Consider the following 17111-nt stretch of genomic DNA (forward strand, 5'->3'; position numbering starts at 1 on the left):
TTCTTTTCCAATCACTGCCTTGCACATATCCAAGACAACACCTCTTGTCATAAGTATGTGCAAGGATTGCGATCACAACACAGGGAGACCCGCGTGAACAGCCTCTTCATTGCCCGCGCCAACGGGACCTTTTCGGGCATGGATATCGCCTGCCGCTGTGCACTCGGCGCCGGGGGTGTCATCGGCGCCAACCTGAAACGCGAGGGTGACGGGGCCTCTCCCATCGGCGTCTGGCCCGTCCGGCGCCTGTACTACCGGCCCGACCGCACCCTGCCGCCTGAAACGCGCCTGCCGAAAGTGCCGCTGCGCCCGCAGGACGGCTGGTGCGACGCGCCGGACGACCCTCTCTACAACCGCCCAGTGGCCCTGCCCTACCCGGCTTCGGCCGAAAAACTCTGGCGCGCCGACCATGTCTACAACCTGATTGTCGAGCTCGGCTACAATGACGATCCGGTCGTTCCCGGACATGGCAGCGCGATCTTTCTCCATCTCGCCCGCGAGACGTTCCAGCCGACAGAGGGCTGCATCGCCCTTGCCGAAGCGGACCTGCGGACGGTGCTGCGCTTCCTGACCCCGGATTCGCGCATCGAGATCGCGATTTAGCGCGCCCCGAACAGGGCCGAGCCAACCCGCACATGCGTCGCGCCAAACCGCGCGGCCAGTTCATAGTCACCGCTCATGCCCATCGAGAGACCCGCCAGCCCGTGTGCCCGCGCCAGCTTTGCCAACAAAGCGAAATGCGGGCCGGCCGGCTCGTCCACCGGCGGGATGCACATCAGGCCCTGCACATCGAGCCCGCAGTCCCTGACCGCGACCTCCAGCAGTGCCGCCAGCCCGTCCGGGTGCACGCCGGCCTTTTGCGGCTCCTCGCCGGTATTCACCTGCACGAACACTGGCAGCCGCCGGCCCGCCGCCGCCATCGCCTTTGCCAGCGCCCGCGCCAGTTTCTCCCGGTCCAGCGTCTCGATCACATCGAACAGCGCGACCGCATCGGCGGCCTTGTTGGTCTGCAGCGGCCCGATCAGGTGCAGTTCGAGATCAGGATAGGCAGCGCGCCGGGTGGCCCAATGCGCCTCGGCCTCCTGCACCCTGTTTTCCCCGAACAGGCGCTGGCCGGTCGCCAGCATCGCTTCGATCTTCTCGTCCGGCTGCGTCTTGGAGACGGCAATCAGGCGCGGCGGCGGCGTCGCGGCCTTGGCCAGCGCCGCAAGAATGTCGTGGCGCTGCTTGGCAAGGGAAGGAGAAACGGTATCTGTCATGGCCATGACGTTGAAACGCCAATCCTCGCAAAAGCGCAAGCTGTTCGCCGCCGCACGGATCGCCGCACGTCACCTTCCGCCCGCCCTGCCGCCGGTCCTGTTCCTGACCGATCCCGTCCGCACGCCAGACCCCGTCACGATTGCCACAATGCTCCCGCCCGGATGGGGTGTCGTCTTCCGCCATTTCGGCGCGCCGGACGCAGCCGCCATTGCGCATCAGCTCGCGCGGGTCTGCACGGCCCGCAAGCTCAGCCTGCTGATTGCGGCCGATCCCGCCCTCGCCCTCGCTGTCGGGGCCGACGGCGTGCACTGGCCACACGCGCGGCTTGGCCAGGCTCGCCGCTGGCACGGGCGCTTTGCCCTGATGACCGCCAGCGCCCATTCGCGGCGCGACCTCGCCGATGCGGCGGCATGCGGGATCGATGCGGCCCTGCTGTCGCAAGTCGCCGGATCACGCAGCCCGTCGGCCAGGCCACCGCTTGGCCTGCTGAAATTCCGGGAACTGGCACGCGCCGCATCCCTGCCGGTCTACGGCCTCGGCGGCGTCGATACACGCACTGCGCCAGGTGTGGCCGGCGTCGCAGGCCTTGCCGCCATCGATTCCCTGTCAGCCGCTTTCGGCTGAACCGGGCATCAGGCACCACCTTCAGCCGGGGTTCCGAACGCCGCGATCAGCAGGCCGAGCGCGGCCAGTGCACCATAGATCACGGCGCGCGGCCCGAGTCCGGCCTTGCGCCAGGCCGTGATCGAGGCAATCGCCGACTGGATCGCGTAATAGATGGCAAAGGCACGCGAGGCGTAGGAAATGATCTGGAACAGATCGATTGTCCACGTCATCACCAGGCCGATGGCAACCAGGATCGCATAGGCTTGGCGCTCCGATAGCCTTCCGCCCGTCACTTCCGCCGCCAGCCCGCCCGATCCACCGGTGTCGGCGATGGCCGCGCTGAACTGGGCCGTCAGGGCCGCCGCCACGAGCAGGTAAGGCAGCACGTTCGAAACGACCCGCATCATGTCGATGATCGCGGTTTCATGCAGGTCGAGCTGGTCACGCCGGAAGACATAGGCCAGCAGCACGATGTAGGTCATGTAGATCGCGGTGGATAAGAGCTGGGCTGCCCGCATCGAGCGAATGCGCGTTTCCGGGTCATAGGTCGCGCGCAGGTAACGCGATGTCTCGAACCCCTGCACGGTCACGATCAGCCCGAACGCCAGCGCAATTCCGGCCCAGCCCTGTTTTTCCGGCGCAAGGAAGACGAGGTCTCCCGACGCCACCCGCCCGGAAAAGAAGACGGCCAGCCCGACCAGCAGACCCAGAATGATCGCCAGCTTCACGCTGACCGAGACCTGCTCCATGCGCTCGAGCGCGCCAAACCCCTTCAGCCAACCGACAAGCAGGACCAGGACCAGCACGGCACTCGTCACGCTCCGGGCGGCCACCTTTGTGTCCATCGGCGTCAGGCTGACACCGAAATGACCGAACAGGTTCAGGTAATAGGCAACGGAAATCACATAAGCGAAGGCCAGCGTCGCCGAGGCGGCGGTTTCCATCCGTCCGATCAGCGACCCGGTCTGTGGCAGGCCGTCTTCGCGGCTCAGGATATTGTAGCGAATGGCCGATCCGAACAGGTAGGCCCCGGCGCACAGCGCCGCCATGACCAGCGGTGCATACTTGCCATAGGAGGAATCCAGGATCGGCCCGAGCACCAGGAACCCGCTGCCGATGATCGAGGCCAGCGGCGTGATCGTCGCCCGCCACGCCCTGGCGTTCGCGATGCGCGGCAGCAGCAGGATGACCGCGCTGGCCAGCGTCACCAGCAGGATCACGCCCGTCAGGATCATGCGCGGTCCGTGCCGCGTTCGGGAGGCACCGGCATCGATCTCATTGGTGCAAGCCCCTGTACATCGACCGGTTGCGGCCCGAATACCAGCTTAACGGCACACGACTTCCCCGCGCAACCGGGCGGAAAGCAGGAACAGCTGCATGATGGGGATTCTAGAACTTGAAGGCGGACTTCAGGCGAATGCCGGTCTCGACCTGACGGTCTTCCCATTCCGACGTGTCGTTCAGCCGGTCAGCGCCGACGCTGACTTCACCGCCGACCGAGAAGCGCGGCGTGACGCGGAACGTGGCGCCGGCCTGCATCTGCTCGCGCGGCAGGGGAGACGAGTTCGGACGGGTCAGCATGTCGAGATTGAGCTGCCAACGGGTATTCCCGCCGAACTGGACGGAAAAATCGTCGGTCGCATCGGGCTGCCATGACGGCTTGGTGTCGACCGGCTTGGCCTGCGCGAACTGGCGATACCATTCAGCTTGCGCCGCTTTGGTTTCGGAAAGGGTCGGCGCTTCGACCTTCATGACGGCTTCAGGCGCAACAGGATCGGCCACGGCTGGCAGGGCCAGCGCGGCTGAAATAATCGTGAGAGATAGGATAAAGCCCGTCTTCATTTCCTGCACCTTCCACAAGACAATAGTCATCCTGGCCAGTTAAGAGAAGATTAACATTCGGAAACCGTGGCAATTTAGAAGGATAGTGTGATTTCTAACACAACACCTTCCGCCGAATCGCGCTGCGAAGCCGGTCGCAAGGGCAGGATTTGCCGCTGGCGATTGTCCTGTTCGCGATAGCCAAGCGCCAGATTCACGCCGTCACGCACCTCTTTCGAGGCCCCGATGCTCCACGCCTCGCTGTCCAGACCGGTGAGATCGTCCTGCGATTCACCATAATCAAGCCCGAATGTCAGGGAAAACGCCTGCTTGGTCGCGCCGATCGTCCAGGCCGAATAGTCTCCCGGCCCTGAATCCACGCCATTATTGCTGCTCAGCACGCTCGCGCCGACCGTGACGGTGTCGAATTCGGCCGAGCCACCCGCCGACCAGGTCTCGACGGTGCCGTAGATCGGCGCAGCCGCTGCGCCGGCGTCCACGTCTGCCCGGCTATAGGCCAGCGTTGCCTGGAGCCTGATGCCGCTCTCTCGCAGGCGCCGGTTGAGGTTGAGCGCGGCTTCGGCCGCCGATTCGATGCGGATATCCGGCACGCCGGGGATGCTGCGCTCGGGATCGCGGTCAAGGCCGCGCACATCGGCGCGCGGCGTGAACGAGATCCCCGCCCTCAGTCCGAGGATGCGCGGGCTGGCATAGCTCAGCTTGGCCGCCGGGCCCGTCAGGTCATGGTCGGTGCGGATATAGCCGCCGCCGGCCGGATCCAGCACAGGATTGGCTGTTGTCGCCGCGCCGAAAATGCCCGGCGCGCCCTCGTGGAACCGCGCCGCCACGCCCCGGTCGCGCCCCAGCCGCACCTCGCCATAGCCACCCTCGGCATAGATATAGGCCGCTTCGAGCTGGCCGTGCGGGCCGACATGTTCCGATTGCGGGCCAAGCGCCAGGCCACTGAATGCGCCCTGCCAGCCACCCGCGACGCCTGTGCCGCCCCCCGGCACGCCGCTGAAGCCCGCCCGCGCCGGATGGTCAGCCTGGACCTCGAACCGCCCCGCCGCACCGATCTCCAGCCCGTTGTCGAGCACCCGGTTGGTCGACAGGGAAAAACGGCCCAGCCAGGCCACCGGCGCGCCGTCTGCTGTCGATGCGGCAACCGCAATATCAGCCTCGTGTTCGGTTTCCCAGACGTCCCAGTCGTCCTGCGCCACTGCGTGGGCGCCTGCGAGGCCCATAACCACTAGCAAACTCACGGGCTTCCACATCGGTCTCTCCTGCCTTCGGGGTGTATCCTTGTGCAGCATATCAGCACTGGCGAGCCCGGACTCCCCTTGTTATACAAACGCTCGTCAACAAGGTCTTGCACTCAGGAACAATCTTCATGGTCAAACACATCCTCACCGCCGCCCTGGCTGGCATGCTGATCGTTTCCGCCTGCCAGTCCCGCGGAAAGTCAGCTGAGCGCAACATCACAGCGGACAATGTCGGCACTGTGAACCCGTTCCTGTGGCGCGCCACACTGGACACGTTCGAGAACATGCCGGTCCAGAGCGCCGACCCGATTGGCGGGCTGGTTGTCTATGACTGGAAGTCCTTCCCGACCGCTCCGGGCGAGCGCATCAAGGCGACCGTCTACATCCTCGACACTCGCCTTCGCGCCGACGGCGTGAAAGTGTCGGTCTTCCGCCAGACCAATGAAGACGGCACCTGGGCGGATGCGAGCGTGGACCAGGAAACGGCGATCCAGCTCGAAAACGAGATTCTCAAGCGCGCCCGCCGGCTCAAGGCAGCGCAACTCGGCTAGAAAGCCGGCCACCCATTTTTCGAAGGAGCGGGACATGGCCACCCGTTACGATCCGCAGGCCGCGGAATCCAGATGGCGTGCTGCATGGGATGCAGCAGACCTTTTCAGGGCAAAATCACCGGCTGAGGCCGGGGACGCGCCCAAGGCGTACGTCCTTGAAATGTTCCCCTATCCATCGGGCCGCCTGCACATGGGCCACGTGCGCAACTATGCCATGGGCGATGTGGTGGCACGGCACAAACGCGCCAATGGCTATAACGTGCTCCACCCGATGGGGTGGGACGCCTTCGGGATGCCGGCCGAGAACGCCGCCATGCAGCGCGGCGTGCACCCCGGAAAATGGACCTACGAGAACATTGCCGCCATGCGGGCCCAGCTGAAGAAGCTCGGCCTGTCACTCGACTGGAGCCGCGAATTCGCGACCTGTGATCCGGAATATTACGGTGCCCAGCAGGCCCTGTTCCTCAAGATGATGGAAAAGGGCCTCGTTTACCGCAAGGCCAGCAAGGTCAACTGGGATCCGGTCGACAATACGGTGCTGGCCAACGAGCAGGTTGTTGACGGGCGCGGCTGGCGCTCGGGCGCGATCGTCGAGCAGCGCGAGCTGACCCAATGGTTCTTCCGCATCACTGACTATGCCGACGACCTGCTGGAACAGGTCCGGAAGCTGGACCGCTGGCCGGAAAAGGTCCGCACGATGCAGGCCAACTGGATCGGCCGGTCCGAAGGCCTGCAAATGCGGTTCGAGTTTTCCGGCGACGCGCCTGAAGGCTTCGAAAGCGGCGTCGAGATCTTCACGACGCGCCCGGACACGTTGTTTGGTGCAAGCTTCATTGCCCTCTCGCCTGACCACCCGCTCACCCTGCAGCTGGCCGCCGGCAATAATGCCCTGACGCATTTCCGCGCCGAGTGCGCTGCTGTCGGCACCAGCGAGGAAGCCATCGAGAAGGCGCCCAAACTTGGCTTCGATACCGGCCTCACGGTCCAGCACCCGTTCGACCCTGAACGCACCCTACCCGTCTGGGTCGCTAATTTCGTGCTGATGGGATACGGAACCGGCGCGATTTTCGGCTGCCCGGCACATGACCAGCGCGACATCGAATTTGCCCGCAAGTACGGTCTGGACGTGACACCCGTGGTGCTGCCGCCTGATGCCGCCGCGGCCAGCTTCAGCGTCGAAGACGACGCCTATACCGGCATTGGCACCCTGTTCAATTCCGGCTTCCTGGATGGCTTGGCGATCGACGACGCCAAACGCCAGGCCGTTGCGAAGATCGAATCCCTCGGCCTCGGCGAAGGCAAGGTGAACTACCGCCTGCGCGACTGGGGCGTATCGCGCCAGCGCTACTGGGGCTGCCCCATTCCCGTCATCCATTGCGCGGCCTGCGGCATTGTCCCGGTTCCTGCATCCGAGCTGCCCTTGCGCCTGCCTGACGATGTGGCCTTCGACAAGCCGGGCAACCCGCTCGACCGCCACCCGACATGGAAGCACACGACCTGCCCGTCCTGTGCCGGCAAGGCCGTGCGCGAAACCGACACGCTGGACACGTTCGTCGACAGCTCCTGGTATTGGGCGCGCTTCGCCAGCCCGGACGACATGGCTGAACGCGCCTACTGGCTGCCGGTCGACCAGTATGTCGGCGGTGTCGAACATGCCGTCCTGCACCTGCTGTATGCCCGCTTCTTTGCCCGCGCGATGCGCGATGTCGGCGAACTGGACCTGCCCAGCGGCGAGCCTTTCGCTGGCCTGTTCACGCAAGGCATGGTGACCCACGAGACCTACAAGGCGGCGAACGGCGACTGGCTGGAGCCCTCGGAAGTCGCGAACAAGGACGGTGCCTGGTTCGAGATTGCAACCGGCGCGCCTGCGCACGTCGGCCCGATCGAGAAAATGTCCAAGTCGAAAAAGAACACGGTCGACCCGGACGCCATCATCCAGGCTTTCGGCGCAGACACCGCACGCTGGTTCGTGCTGTCCGACTCGCCGCCCGAGCGCGACGTCGAATGGACACAGTCCGGCGCTGAAGGTGCCGCCCGTTTCGTGCAGCGCATCTGGAGCATCTTTGATGGGCTGCCGGAAACAGCGGCGCCCGCACCCGGCACAGACGCCGCCTCGATTGCCCTGCGCAAGGCATCCCACAAGGCGGTCGCAGCCATCGACAAGACGATCAACGAGTTCCGGTTCAACTCTGCCGTCGCCGGCATCCATGAATGGGTCTCGGTGCTGAAGAAGGCCGAAGGCGATACCGGTGCGACCCTGGGCGCGCGGTTCGAGGGCGCCTCGATGCTGGCCCGGTGCCTGGTGCCTTTCATGCCGCATCTCGCTGAATCGTGCTGGGAACGTCTTGGCGGCGACGGCTTCGTCTCTGCGGCAGCCTGGCCCACGCCCGACCCCGCCCTGCTGGAAGATGACAGTGTCACGATGGCGGTCCAGGTGAACGGCAAGCGCCGGGGTGAAATAACCGTCTCCAAAGCGCTGGCGAAGGACGCCGTCGAGGCTGCAGCCCATGCCGAACCCGATGTCGCAGCCTTCCTGGAAGGCAAGGACATCAAGAAAACCATTGTCGTTCCCGGCCGCATCGTGAATATCGTGGTCGCATGAAACAGGTTCTTGCCGCCCTCGCCCTGCTTGCCGCGTCTGCCTGCGGATTCCAGCCCGTCTATGCGCCGGGTGCAAGTTCGCTTGCCGACAGCGGGCCAATCAGTGTCGAACCGATCCGCGGCCGTTCAGGCTACATGCTGCGCCAGGCGCTGCAGCGCGAACTCGCAATCGGCTTGCCGGGAATCACGGAGCCCGCAACGCTGAACGTCATTCTCGACGATAACCTGACACGACTCGCATTCCAGCCCGATGGCGCGGCATCGCGGTCCAGCGTGGTCGCCTCCGGGCGTTACGTGCTCGCGCGTGAAAGCGGCACGGTTTCCGGCGAGGTCGATGCCGTGACCGATTTTGCGGTGCCAGACGCTCCCTACGGCGATGTCGCGGCCCAGACAGGCGCCTACGACCGCACGATGCGCCAGCTTGCCAAGAACATCGTGGCTGACTTGCGATTGCAACTCGCCGCCAACTGATGCTGCTCAAGGGAAAGCAAGCCGTCACATTCTCTCGCCGACCGGGGCCGGAATTCTGGGCGGTCCTGGCATTCGGCGACGACCCGGGGCTTGCCAGTGACGCAGCCGCCAGCCTGATCAAGGCGTGGACGCCCAAATCGGGCGATATCGAAGTCATATCGCTCGATGACGACTCGATCCGCAAGGACCCGGCACTCCTGTTCGACAACCTTGAGGCCGTTTCCCTGCTTGGAGAACCGCGTGTCATTCGCGTCCGCACCAGCGGCGACAAGATAGCTGCCCTGCTCGCAGAAGCGCTGACGGAGGGCGACCGGGAAAGCGGCCGGTATGCTGCCCGGCTGGTGATCGAGGCTGGCAGCCTGCAGAGTCGTTCCAAGCTCAGGGGCGCTGCAATGTCAGCCAGGCTGGCCGCCTGCCTCCAGCTCTTCGCCGACGAGGCGGAAGACATCGAAAGCCGGGTCAAGGCCGCCCTGCTCGAGGTCGGCGCCAGCATGGATGCGGACGCCCTGCATGCGTTCACCGGCGACCTGCCCGGCCATCGCGGCATCGCCAATGCAGAGATCGAGAAGCTGGCGCTCTATGCGCGCGGCCTCGGACGAAATCTCGCGATGGCCGACATTCGGGCCCTGTCGGCAACCGACATTGATCATGACCTGTCAGCCACCATCCGCGCGACGCTCGACGGCAACATCCCCGCTGCCCACACGGCGCTGCAGCGTCTCGACGTCGCCGGCACATCGCCGATTTCCGTGCTCCGGTCCCTGCAAAGCGAAACGCTGAGAATGCTGGACGCCCATGCGAAGATCGCAGCAGGCCAGGCCAATCCGGGCATGAAACTGCGCCCACCTGTCTGGCAGAGCGACTGGCCCGCCTTCCGCGCACGGCTCGCCAAATGGCCGCCGAAGCGCCTCGCCCGCATACTGGAACGGATCTACGAAGCCGAACGGCAAGCCAAGTCCGGCGGCGCGAGCGCTTCGCCCGTTGTCCGTGTACTGATTACCGAACTTGCCCGCGCTGCAGCGGCGGCCTGATCAGGCTTTGCGTTTGGCTGTCAGGCGGCGGCAGACATCGTCCAACTGCTCGAGATCACGATACTTGATGCGGATTTCACCGCCCTCGCGGCCATGTCGAATGTCGACGGCAAGGCCGAGTGTGCGAGTCAGGTCCGCCTCGAGGGCCTCGGTATCGACGTCTTTTTCGTCGGTGGGCCGTGCGGATTTCGTTTCGATCGGGCTGCTGCCCTTGGCGTCACGCGCCCGGGCCTCAACATCGCGCACGCTGAGGCCTTTTTCGGCTGCCAGTCGCACAAGCGCTTCCGGGTCCGGCGCAGCCAGGGCAGCGCGCGCATGCCCCGCACTTATCTTGCCCTCCCGGATATATGACCGCGCGCTTTCCGGCAGCTGCAGCAGGCGCAGAGTATTGGCGATATGGACGCGGCTCTTGCCGACGCTCGTCGCCAGGCTGTCCTGCGTACGGCCAAAGCGCTTGATCAGCGCTTCATAGGCCTCCGCCTCCTCGATCGGATTGAGGTCAGCGCGCTGGACGTTCTCGATGATCCCGATCTCGAGCAGTTCAAGCTCGTCGATCTGGCGGACAATTGCCGGGATGGTTTTCAGGCCTGCGATCCGGGCCGCGCGCCAGCGCCGCTCGCCCGCGATAATCTGGTACTTGCCGGCGTCCTTCGGATCCGGACGCACCAGAATCGCCTGCAGCACACCCTTGGTCTTCAGTGAATCGGCGAGTTCCTGCAACGAGGCCTCATCAAATGTCCGGCGCGGCTGGGCCGGATTGCGGCGGATGAGGTCGACATCAATCTCGTCCGATGCACGGACAGGCGCCTCCCCGGTCTTCGCGTCCGGCGCAGGGCCGACGGCGTCGACCTCGCCCATCAGGGCTGACAGGCCGCGTCCAAGTCTCGATGGTCTGCTCTTTGCGTCTTCGCTCATCTCGTTCAGGCCGCTCTCGCCTTCTCGCGTTGCAGGACTTCGGACGCGAGCCGGATATAGGCTTCGCTGCCCGGGCAGCGGTAATCATACAGCAGTGCCGGCTTGCCGAAGGAAGGCGCTTCCGACAGGCGGACATTGCGCGGAATCACCGTATTATACACCTTGTTGCCGAAGAATTCGCGGACCTGGTCTGCAACGTCATCCGACAGGTTGTTGCGGCGGTCATACATCGTCAGCACCACACCCTGGATTTCCAGGGTCGGATTCAGACCGGACCGGACGACTTCGACCGTTCGCAGCAGTTGCGTCAGGCCTTCCAGCGCCAGGAATTCGCACTGCAACGGCACCAGAAGGGCGTCGGCGGCGGTCATCGCGTTCAGGGTCAACGCCGACAGCGACGGTGGGCAGTCGATCAGGATATAGTCATACCGGACCAGTTCGCCATTGACGGTGCGGTCGATATAATTGTGCAGCGCTTCACGCAGGCGGTATGACCGCCGCGGATCGGCTGCAAGCTCGGTTTCGACACCGGAGAGGTTCTCGTCGCCCGGCACAATGTCGAGCCGCGGCACAATCGTCGACAGGACCGTCTTTTCGAGGCCCACCCGGTCGATTACCAGGTCATAGCTGGTCAGAGTCCTGTCCTGACGAGAGATGCCGAGGCCGGTCGATGCGTTGCCCTGTGCGTCGAAATCGATGATCAGGACGCGCCGCCCGACGGCCGCCAGGGCCGTGCCGAGATTGATGGACGTGGTCGTCTTGCCGACGCCGCCCTTCTGGTTGACCACCGCAAATATTCTTGGCTTAGCCGTCGACACGCTTGAGCTCCCTTATTTTCAATACGACCCCAGCCCCGCCGCTGCGACTCGGAATCGCCTCATACGCGAAGTTCCACACTTGCCGGGCATCCGTCAATTCTTCTTCCCAGCGTTCGCCCTTCAGGAACAGCCCCTTTGCGCCGTTTTTCATCCACGGCGCGGCGTAGTCCAGCAAACGTGGAAGCCTGGCAAACGCCCGGGCGGTGACGAGGTCGGCCGGGTTCACGGGGGCATTTTCGACCCGTCCCTGGACGACATCCGCCGTCAGGGACGCCGCCTGGATCGCCGCGCGCAGGAAAGCGGCCTTCTTGCCGACGCTCTCGATCATTGTCACGTGGACGTCCGGCCGCGCGGCCGCGAGGATGAGACCCGGAAACCCCGCGCCCGATCCCAGGTCGACGATTCGCGCGCCGTCCGGAACATGATCGAGCAATTGCAGGCAATCCCAGACGTGCCGGAGCCAGATGTTCGGCCATTCCTTCGGCCCGATCAGGTTGCACCGCATCCGCCATGCATCGAGCGTATCGATCACCTTATCGAGCCGGTCCAGTGTTTCACGTGAAACATCGTGGGCGGCCAGGAAAGCCGCCCGGTCATTATCCGCCGCCATCTTTCAGCCCGCCTTTGCCCGACGTTTTACATGACTGAGCAGCGCCGTCAGGGCGCCCGGTGTGACTCCTTCGATCCGGCCGGCCTGACCGAGTGTGACCGGGCGGATGGTTTCGAGCTTTTGCCGGACTTCGTTCGACAAGCCACCGACCGTTGCATAGTCGATATCACGTGGCAGCGTCAGGCCCTCGTCTCGCCGGAGCGCGGCAACATCGGCCGCCTGGCGCTCCAGGTATCCGGAATAAAGCGCCTCGATTTCCAATTGGGCGCCGACGGGGGCCGGAATGCTCGCAAGATCGGGCCATACACGGACGAGATCAGCGAGTCCGATATTCTTGTAGGCGAGATAGTCCCACGCCGTCCGCATCCGTCCATCCTGGTTGATATCCCATCCGGCCGCCGCGGCTTTTGCCGGGGACAGGGAGACAGATCGCAGTTTTTCGCGGGCGTCGGTTAACGCAGATTGTTTCACGTGAAACACTTTGGCCCGAATCTGGCCCACAATCCCCGATTCCACGCCCTTTTCGGTGAGTCGCTGGTCCGCATTGTCGGCGCGGAGCGCGAGACGGTATTCTGCGCGCGACGTGAACATCCGGTACGGTTCGGTGACGCCGCGCGTCACCAGGTCATCAATCAGCACCCCGATATAGGCTTCGGCCCGGTCAAACATCACTGCGTCCTTGCCGTCGACCGCGCGCGCGGCGTTCAGGCCCGCAACCAGGCCCTGGGCGCCCGCCTCCTCGTAACCGGTCGTGCCATTGATCTGGCCGGCAAGATAAAGGCCGGGCATCGACCGTACTTCCAGCGATGGCGTCAAAGCCCGCGGATCGACATAGTCATACTCGATGGCATAGGCGTGTTGGCGGATCACGACGTTCTCGAGACCCGGTATTGTCCGAATGAAGTCTTCCTGGACAGACTCCGGCAGCGACGTGGAAATACCGTTCGGGTAGACCGTGTCATCCTCCAGCCCTTCCGGCTCCAGGAATATCTGGTGGCGATCGCGGTCGGCGAACCGATGCACCTTGTCCTCGATGGAAGGGCAGTAACGCGGGCCGCGCCCGGCAATCGCGCCGGAATAGACAGCCGACTGGTTGATATTGTCCGCGATGATCTGGTGCGTTTCGGCCGTCGTCCATGTGATCCCGCAGGAAACCTGCGGCACGTCGATCCTGTCGGTGAGGTAAGAAAACGGCACCGGTTCTGCATCGGCCGGCTGCATCTCCAGCTGGTCCCATGCGATCGTGCTGCCATCCAGCCGCGCCGGTGTCCCGGTTTTCAGCCGCCCCATCGGTAGGTCCATGGCGTACAGCCGGTCAGACAATCCAATCGCCGGGGCCTCACCGACACGGCCTGCCGGAATGCGCTTGTCACCGATATGGATCACGCCCTTCAGGAAGGTTCCTGTTGTAATTACAACAGCACCCGCCCGGTATGACTTGCCGGTCAGACCGGTCACACCGGCAATCCGACCATCCTCGATGACCAGGTCTTCCGCCCCGTCCTCGATGATCGTTAGGTTTGGATAGTCTGCCAGTTCCGCCTGCATCGCTTCGCGGTAGAGTTTGCGGTCGATCTGCGCGCGCGGACCCCAGACGGCCGGGCCCTTGGACCGGTTCAACATCCGGAACTGGATCCCCGCCTTGTCCGCCATGCGGCCCATCAGACCATCGAGAGCGTCGATCTCGCGCACGAGATGGCCCTTGCCGAGGCCACCGATCGCCGGATTGCAACTCATCTCGCCAATGGTGGCGCGCTTGTGCGTGACCAGCGCAGTGCGCGCGCCATAGCGCGCAGCCGCAGCTGCCGCTTCACAGCCGGCATGGCCGCCGCCGATCACGATCACATCAAACTGGTCTGGCATCGCCATCTTCAGCGCCTCGGGGATTGGGGTCTCTTGGCCGACATATAACGGCGATGGCCGTCAAACCCTAGGGGTCATTTACCGATGCAGAACTCGGAAAACACTGCGCCCAGCACGTCTTCCACGCCAACCGTCCCGATAATCGAGCCGAGTTGGCGCAACGCCATGCGCACGTCTTCGGCCGCAAGTTCGGCGCCCACGCCTTCGGCCAGCATGTCGCGCGCCGTTTCCAGGCTGCGCAATCCGTCTTCGAGCCGGGCCCGGTGGCGTTGGCGCGTGATCACGGGCGCTTCGACCGACGCAGCCTGGCGCCCGACAAAGGCAGCGATCGCCTGTTCCAGGTCCGCAACGCCGTCACCGGACCTGGCCGAGATCACATGGTCGGCAACAATGCCAGGCGGCAGGGACCCGATATCCGACTTGTTGAGGACCACGAGATCCGTATCAGTTTTATAGTCCGTAGAAAGAGCACTTGTATCGGGTGCGGCGCCGTCGACCAGGAACAGCCGCAGGTCAGCGTCCCGCGCTGCCTGTTCGGCCCGGCGCACGCCTTCGGCCTCAATCTCGTCGTCGGTGGCCCGCAGGCCAGCTGTATCTGCGATCCAGACGACATGGCCACCCATCACCCGGCGCACTTCGATGACATCCCGTGTCGTCCCGGCGGCCGAATTGACAATCGCGGCGTCGCGCCGGGCCAGCCGGTTGAGCAGCGTCGACTTGCCGGCATTCGGCGCACCGATAATGGCCACACGGAACCCGTCGCGAATCCGTTCGCCGATCCCGCCATCGCCCAATGCTGACTTGATCTCGGAAATGACGCGATCGAGTTTCTTCAGGATCGGCGCGGTCGTGTTGTCGGGCGCATCGCCTTCATCCGGGAAATCAATGGCGACTTCAACCAGCGCCAGAACGCCAGTCAGTTCCGTCCGCCATGTCGCATAGGTCTCCGACAGGCCGCCGCCCAGCTGTCTCAGCGCCTGAGCCTTCTGCGCGCGCGTTTCGGCTTCGATGATATCCGCGACGCCTTCGGCCTCGGTCAGGTCCAGCTTTCCGGCCTCGAATGCACGGCGCGTATATTCTCCCGGCTCGGCGATCCGGACACCGGCATGCGCGGTCAGCGTGGCCAGCGCATGCGCAATCACTGCTGCCCCGCCATGCAGGTAGAGTTCCAGCGTATCCTCGCTGGTATAGCTGCCAGGCCCCGGCATGAAGACAGCAAGGCCCCGGTCGACCAGGGCGCCGTCCGCATCGGTCATGTCGGTGAGGGTTGCGTGACGCGGCGCCGGAACACCGCACGCAAGATGCTGCTCGGCGAGCATGCGGACCTGCGGCCCCGAAAGGCGCAGGATCGCTATCGCAGCCGGCGGCGCGCCCGAAGCGAGGGCGCAGATCGTGTCGCGCTCGCTCATGTGCGCTCCATCATGCCTAGTTCTTCATGGCCTCGAAGAACTCGTCGTTGGTCTTGGTCTGGCGCAGCTTGTCGATCAGGAAGTCGATCGCATCGTTCGTTCCCATCGGGCCGAGGATACGGCGCAGGATGTAGATCTTCGACAGCTGGTCGGCAGGCGTGATCAGTTCCTCTTTCCGCGTGCCGGACTTCATGATGTCGATGGCCGGGAAGGTCCGCTTGTCGGCAATCTTCCGGTCGAGCACGACTTCGGAGTTACCCGTACCCTTGAATTCCTCGAAGATCACTTCGTCCATCCGGCTGCCGGTATCAATCAGCGCCGTCGCAACAATAGTGAGTGAGCCCCCGTTTTCCACGTTCCGGGCTGCGCCGAAGAAGCGCTTCGGGCGTTGCAGGGCGTTCGCATCCACACCACCGGTCAGCACCTTGCCGGAGCTCGGGACGGTCGTGTTGTAGGCGCGGCCAAGACGCGTGATGGAATCCAAGAGGATGACAACATCGCGCTTGTGCTCGACCAGCCGCTTGGCCTTCTCGATCACCATTTCCGCGACCTGGACGTGGCGGGTTGCCGGTTCGTCGAACGTCGAGGCAACCACCTCGCCCTTCACGGTGCGGCGCATGTCGGTCACTTCTTCCGGGCGCTCGTCGATCAGCAGCACGATCAGGTAGCATTCCGGGTGGTTTTCCTCGATTGCAGCAGCAATGTTCTGCAGCAGAACCGTCTTGCCGGTCCGTGGCGGAGCAACGATCAGGGCGCGCTGCCCCTTGCCGATGGGTGCGACGATATCAATGACGCGGCCGGAGCGATCCTTCTTGGTCGGATCGCGGCTTTCCATCTTCATCCGCTCTTCGGGATAAAGCGGCGTCAGGTTGTCGAAGTGGACTTTCTGGCGAGCCTTTTCCGGCTCCTCGAAATTGATCTGCGACACGTCGGTCAGCGCGAAGTAGCGCTCGCTGTCCTGCGGGGCCGTAATCGGGCCCTCAACCGTGTCGCCGGTCCGGATATTGGCTTTTTTCAGCACTTCCGGGCTGACATAGATGTCGTCCGGGCCGGGCAGGTAGTTCGATTCCGGCGAGCGCAGGAAACCGAAACCGTCGGTGAGGACTTCCAGCACGCCCTGGCCGGTGATCTCGACCTCGCTGTCGGCCAGTTCCTTGAGAATGGCGAAGAGCATGTCCTGCGTACGGAGCGCGGAGGCGTTCTCGACCTCGAGTTCTTCGGCATAGGCCAGAAGCTCTTCGGGAGATTTTGCCTTGAGTTCGCGCAAGGTGACGCTGGTAACGTTGTCGAGCATGGATAAAGCCAATTTAGGGTGGAATCCGGATGTGGGTCGGGTCAGGACTGAATGTGGGGAACCGGGCGAACAGGAGAACGCGCTGCACAAGGACTGTGCGCCGATTGCCGCGCATATGGGGCAACCAGGGCTGCTTCGTCAAGGCATGAATGCCCGTGCCGCCTCAGAACGGCTCGACGACAACCAGGATGACGATGGCGATCATCAGCACGAAGGGCACTTCGTTCATCATGCGCAGACGCCGCACGGACACGCCGTCGGCGCCGCGGTCAACCTTCTTGCCGACCGAAATGAAGTGCCCATGCAAAGCCGACAGGATCAGCACGAGCAGAAGTTTCACATGCATCCAGCTTTGCGACAGCAGGCCGGGATTGAGCCACAGCATGGTCAGCCCGAGCAGCCAGACCAGGATCAGGCTCGGATTCATGATGATCATGCGCAATTGCTGCGACGCTTTCTTCATTGCCTCGAACAGGGGCTCGCCTGGCGCGCTCGACAATTGGTGGATCTTGTACCGCGGATAGATCAGCAGGCTCGCCATCAGCGCGATGACGCAAATAATGTGAAATGCGCGTACCCATTCATACAACACGGGCCTG

Annotated in this window: 17 protein-coding genes; 6 read left to right on the forward strand and 11 right to left on the reverse strand. The window is 64.0% G+C overall.

Annotation, left to right across the window (positions count from 1 at the left end; all coding sequences use genetic code 11):
* Window positions 1-93: 93 nt before the first annotated feature.
* Entirely contained in the window at window positions 94-603 is a 510-nt protein-coding gene (locus HJO_RS11550) for a L,D-transpeptidase family protein (protein WP_035617020.1), read from the forward strand.
* Here the strand turns inward: HJO_RS11550 and HJO_RS11555 are convergent.
* Window positions 600-1259: a YggS family pyridoxal phosphate-dependent enzyme gene (locus tag HJO_RS11555; RefSeq protein WP_035617200.1), complete on the reverse strand. Its 660-nt coding sequence runs from the start codon at window positions 1257-1259 to the stop codon at window positions 600-602. The two genes, HJO_RS11550 and HJO_RS11555, sit on opposite strands and share 4 nt — an antisense overlap.
* On the opposite strand from HJO_RS11555, the gene HJO_RS11560 reads away from it, so the two are divergent.
* Window positions 1258-1884: a thiamine phosphate synthase gene (locus HJO_RS11560; protein ID WP_206741850.1), complete on the forward strand. Its 627-nt coding sequence runs from the start codon at window positions 1258-1260 to the stop codon at window positions 1882-1884. The two genes, HJO_RS11555 and HJO_RS11560, sit on opposite strands and share 2 nt — an antisense overlap.
* Before the next feature lie 8 nt (window positions 1885-1892).
* Here the strand turns inward: HJO_RS11560 and HJO_RS11565 are convergent, their stop codons facing one another.
* The 3 genes from HJO_RS11565 to HJO_RS11575 form a co-directional block, all read right to left on the reverse strand.
* Window positions 1893-3101, reverse strand: a complete 1209-nt coding sequence (locus HJO_RS11565; RefSeq protein ID WP_199285758.1) for an APC family permease — start codon at window positions 3099-3101, stop codon at window positions 1893-1895.
* 154 nt (window positions 3102-3255) lie between these two features.
* Window positions 3256-3708, reverse strand: a complete 453-nt coding sequence (locus HJO_RS11570) for an NtrZ family periplasmic regulatory protein (protein WP_162173825.1) — start codon at window positions 3706-3708, stop codon at window positions 3256-3258.
* Window positions 3709-3782: 74 nt separating this feature from the next.
* Window positions 3783-4961 carry a porin gene (locus HJO_RS11575; RefSeq protein ID WP_162173826.1) on the reverse strand — a complete coding sequence of 393 codons (1179 nt, stop codon included), beginning with the start codon at window positions 4959-4961 and terminating at the stop codon, window positions 3783-3785.
* A 116-nt stretch (window positions 4962-5077) separates the two neighbouring features.
* Between HJO_RS11575 and HJO_RS11580 the strand changes: the two genes are divergently transcribed.
* From HJO_RS11580 to holA, 4 genes are read left to right on the forward strand one after another with little or no spacing between them, the layout of a single operon-like run.
* Window positions 5078-5500 carry a DUF3576 domain-containing protein gene (locus HJO_RS11580; RefSeq protein ID WP_035617023.1) on the forward strand — a complete coding sequence of 141 codons (423 nt, stop codon included), beginning with the start codon at window positions 5078-5080 and terminating at the stop codon, window positions 5498-5500.
* A gap of 34 nt (window positions 5501-5534) precedes the next feature.
* Window positions 5535-8102 carry a leucine--tRNA ligase gene (gene leuS / locus HJO_RS11585; protein ID WP_035617025.1) on the forward strand — a complete coding sequence of 856 codons (2568 nt, stop codon included), beginning with the start codon at window positions 5535-5537 and terminating at the stop codon, window positions 8100-8102.
* Complete coding sequence (locus HJO_RS17790) at window positions 8099-8572, forward strand: LPS assembly lipoprotein LptE (protein WP_051618535.1); 474 nt, start codon at window positions 8099-8101, stop codon at window positions 8570-8572. The genes leuS and HJO_RS17790 overlap by 4 nt, the downstream gene beginning before the upstream one ends.
* Window positions 8572-9603, forward strand: coding sequence for a DNA polymerase III subunit delta (holA, locus tag HJO_RS11595; protein ID WP_035617026.1), 1032 nt, complete (start codon window positions 8572-8574; stop codon window positions 9601-9603). Before HJO_RS17790 ends, holA begins: the two co-directional genes overlap by 1 nt.
* On the opposite strand, the gene HJO_RS11600 is transcribed toward holA, so the two are convergent.
* From HJO_RS11600 to HJO_RS11630, 7 genes are all read right to left on the reverse strand, one after another.
* A complete protein-coding gene (locus HJO_RS11600; protein WP_035617027.1) occupies window positions 9604-10518 on the reverse strand; it encodes a ParB/RepB/Spo0J family partition protein in 915 nt (304 codons plus the stop codon). It lies immediately after the preceding gene.
* Between the two features lie 5 nt (window positions 10519-10523).
* Window positions 10524-11336 (reverse strand): ParA family protein, encoded by an 813-nt coding sequence (locus HJO_RS11605; protein ID WP_035617029.1) that lies wholly within the window; start codon window positions 11334-11336, stop codon window positions 10524-10526.
* Entirely contained in the window at window positions 11323-11946 is a 624-nt protein-coding gene (gene rsmG / locus HJO_RS11610; protein WP_035617030.1) for a 16S rRNA (guanine(527)-N(7))-methyltransferase RsmG, read from the reverse strand. Before rsmG ends, HJO_RS11605 begins: the two co-directional genes overlap by 14 nt.
* Before the next feature lie 3 nt (window positions 11947-11949).
* Window positions 11950-13809 carry a tRNA uridine-5-carboxymethylaminomethyl(34) synthesis enzyme MnmG gene (mnmG, locus tag HJO_RS11615; protein WP_035617205.1) on the reverse strand — a complete coding sequence of 620 codons (1860 nt, stop codon included), beginning with the start codon at window positions 13807-13809 and terminating at the stop codon, window positions 11950-11952.
* A gap of 74 nt (window positions 13810-13883) precedes the next feature.
* Window positions 13884-15218, reverse strand: a complete 1335-nt coding sequence (gene mnmE, locus HJO_RS11620; protein ID WP_035617031.1) for a tRNA uridine-5-carboxymethylaminomethyl(34) synthesis GTPase MnmE — start codon at window positions 15216-15218, stop codon at window positions 13884-13886.
* 16 nt (window positions 15219-15234) lie between these two features.
* Complete coding sequence (gene rho, locus HJO_RS11625; RefSeq protein ID WP_035617032.1) at window positions 15235-16512, reverse strand: transcription termination factor Rho; 1278 nt, start codon at window positions 16510-16512, stop codon at window positions 15235-15237.
* 163 nt (window positions 16513-16675) lie between these two features.
* Complete coding sequence (locus HJO_RS11630; protein ID WP_035617033.1) at window positions 16676-17104, reverse strand: CopD family protein; 429 nt, start codon at window positions 17102-17104, stop codon at window positions 16676-16678.
* Window positions 17105-17111 lie beyond the last annotated feature (7 nt).

Source organism: Hyphomonas johnsonii MHS-2 (assembly GCF_000685275.1).
GTDB classification, from domain to species: Bacteria; Pseudomonadota; Alphaproteobacteria; order Caulobacterales; family Hyphomonadaceae; genus Hyphomonas; species Hyphomonas johnsonii.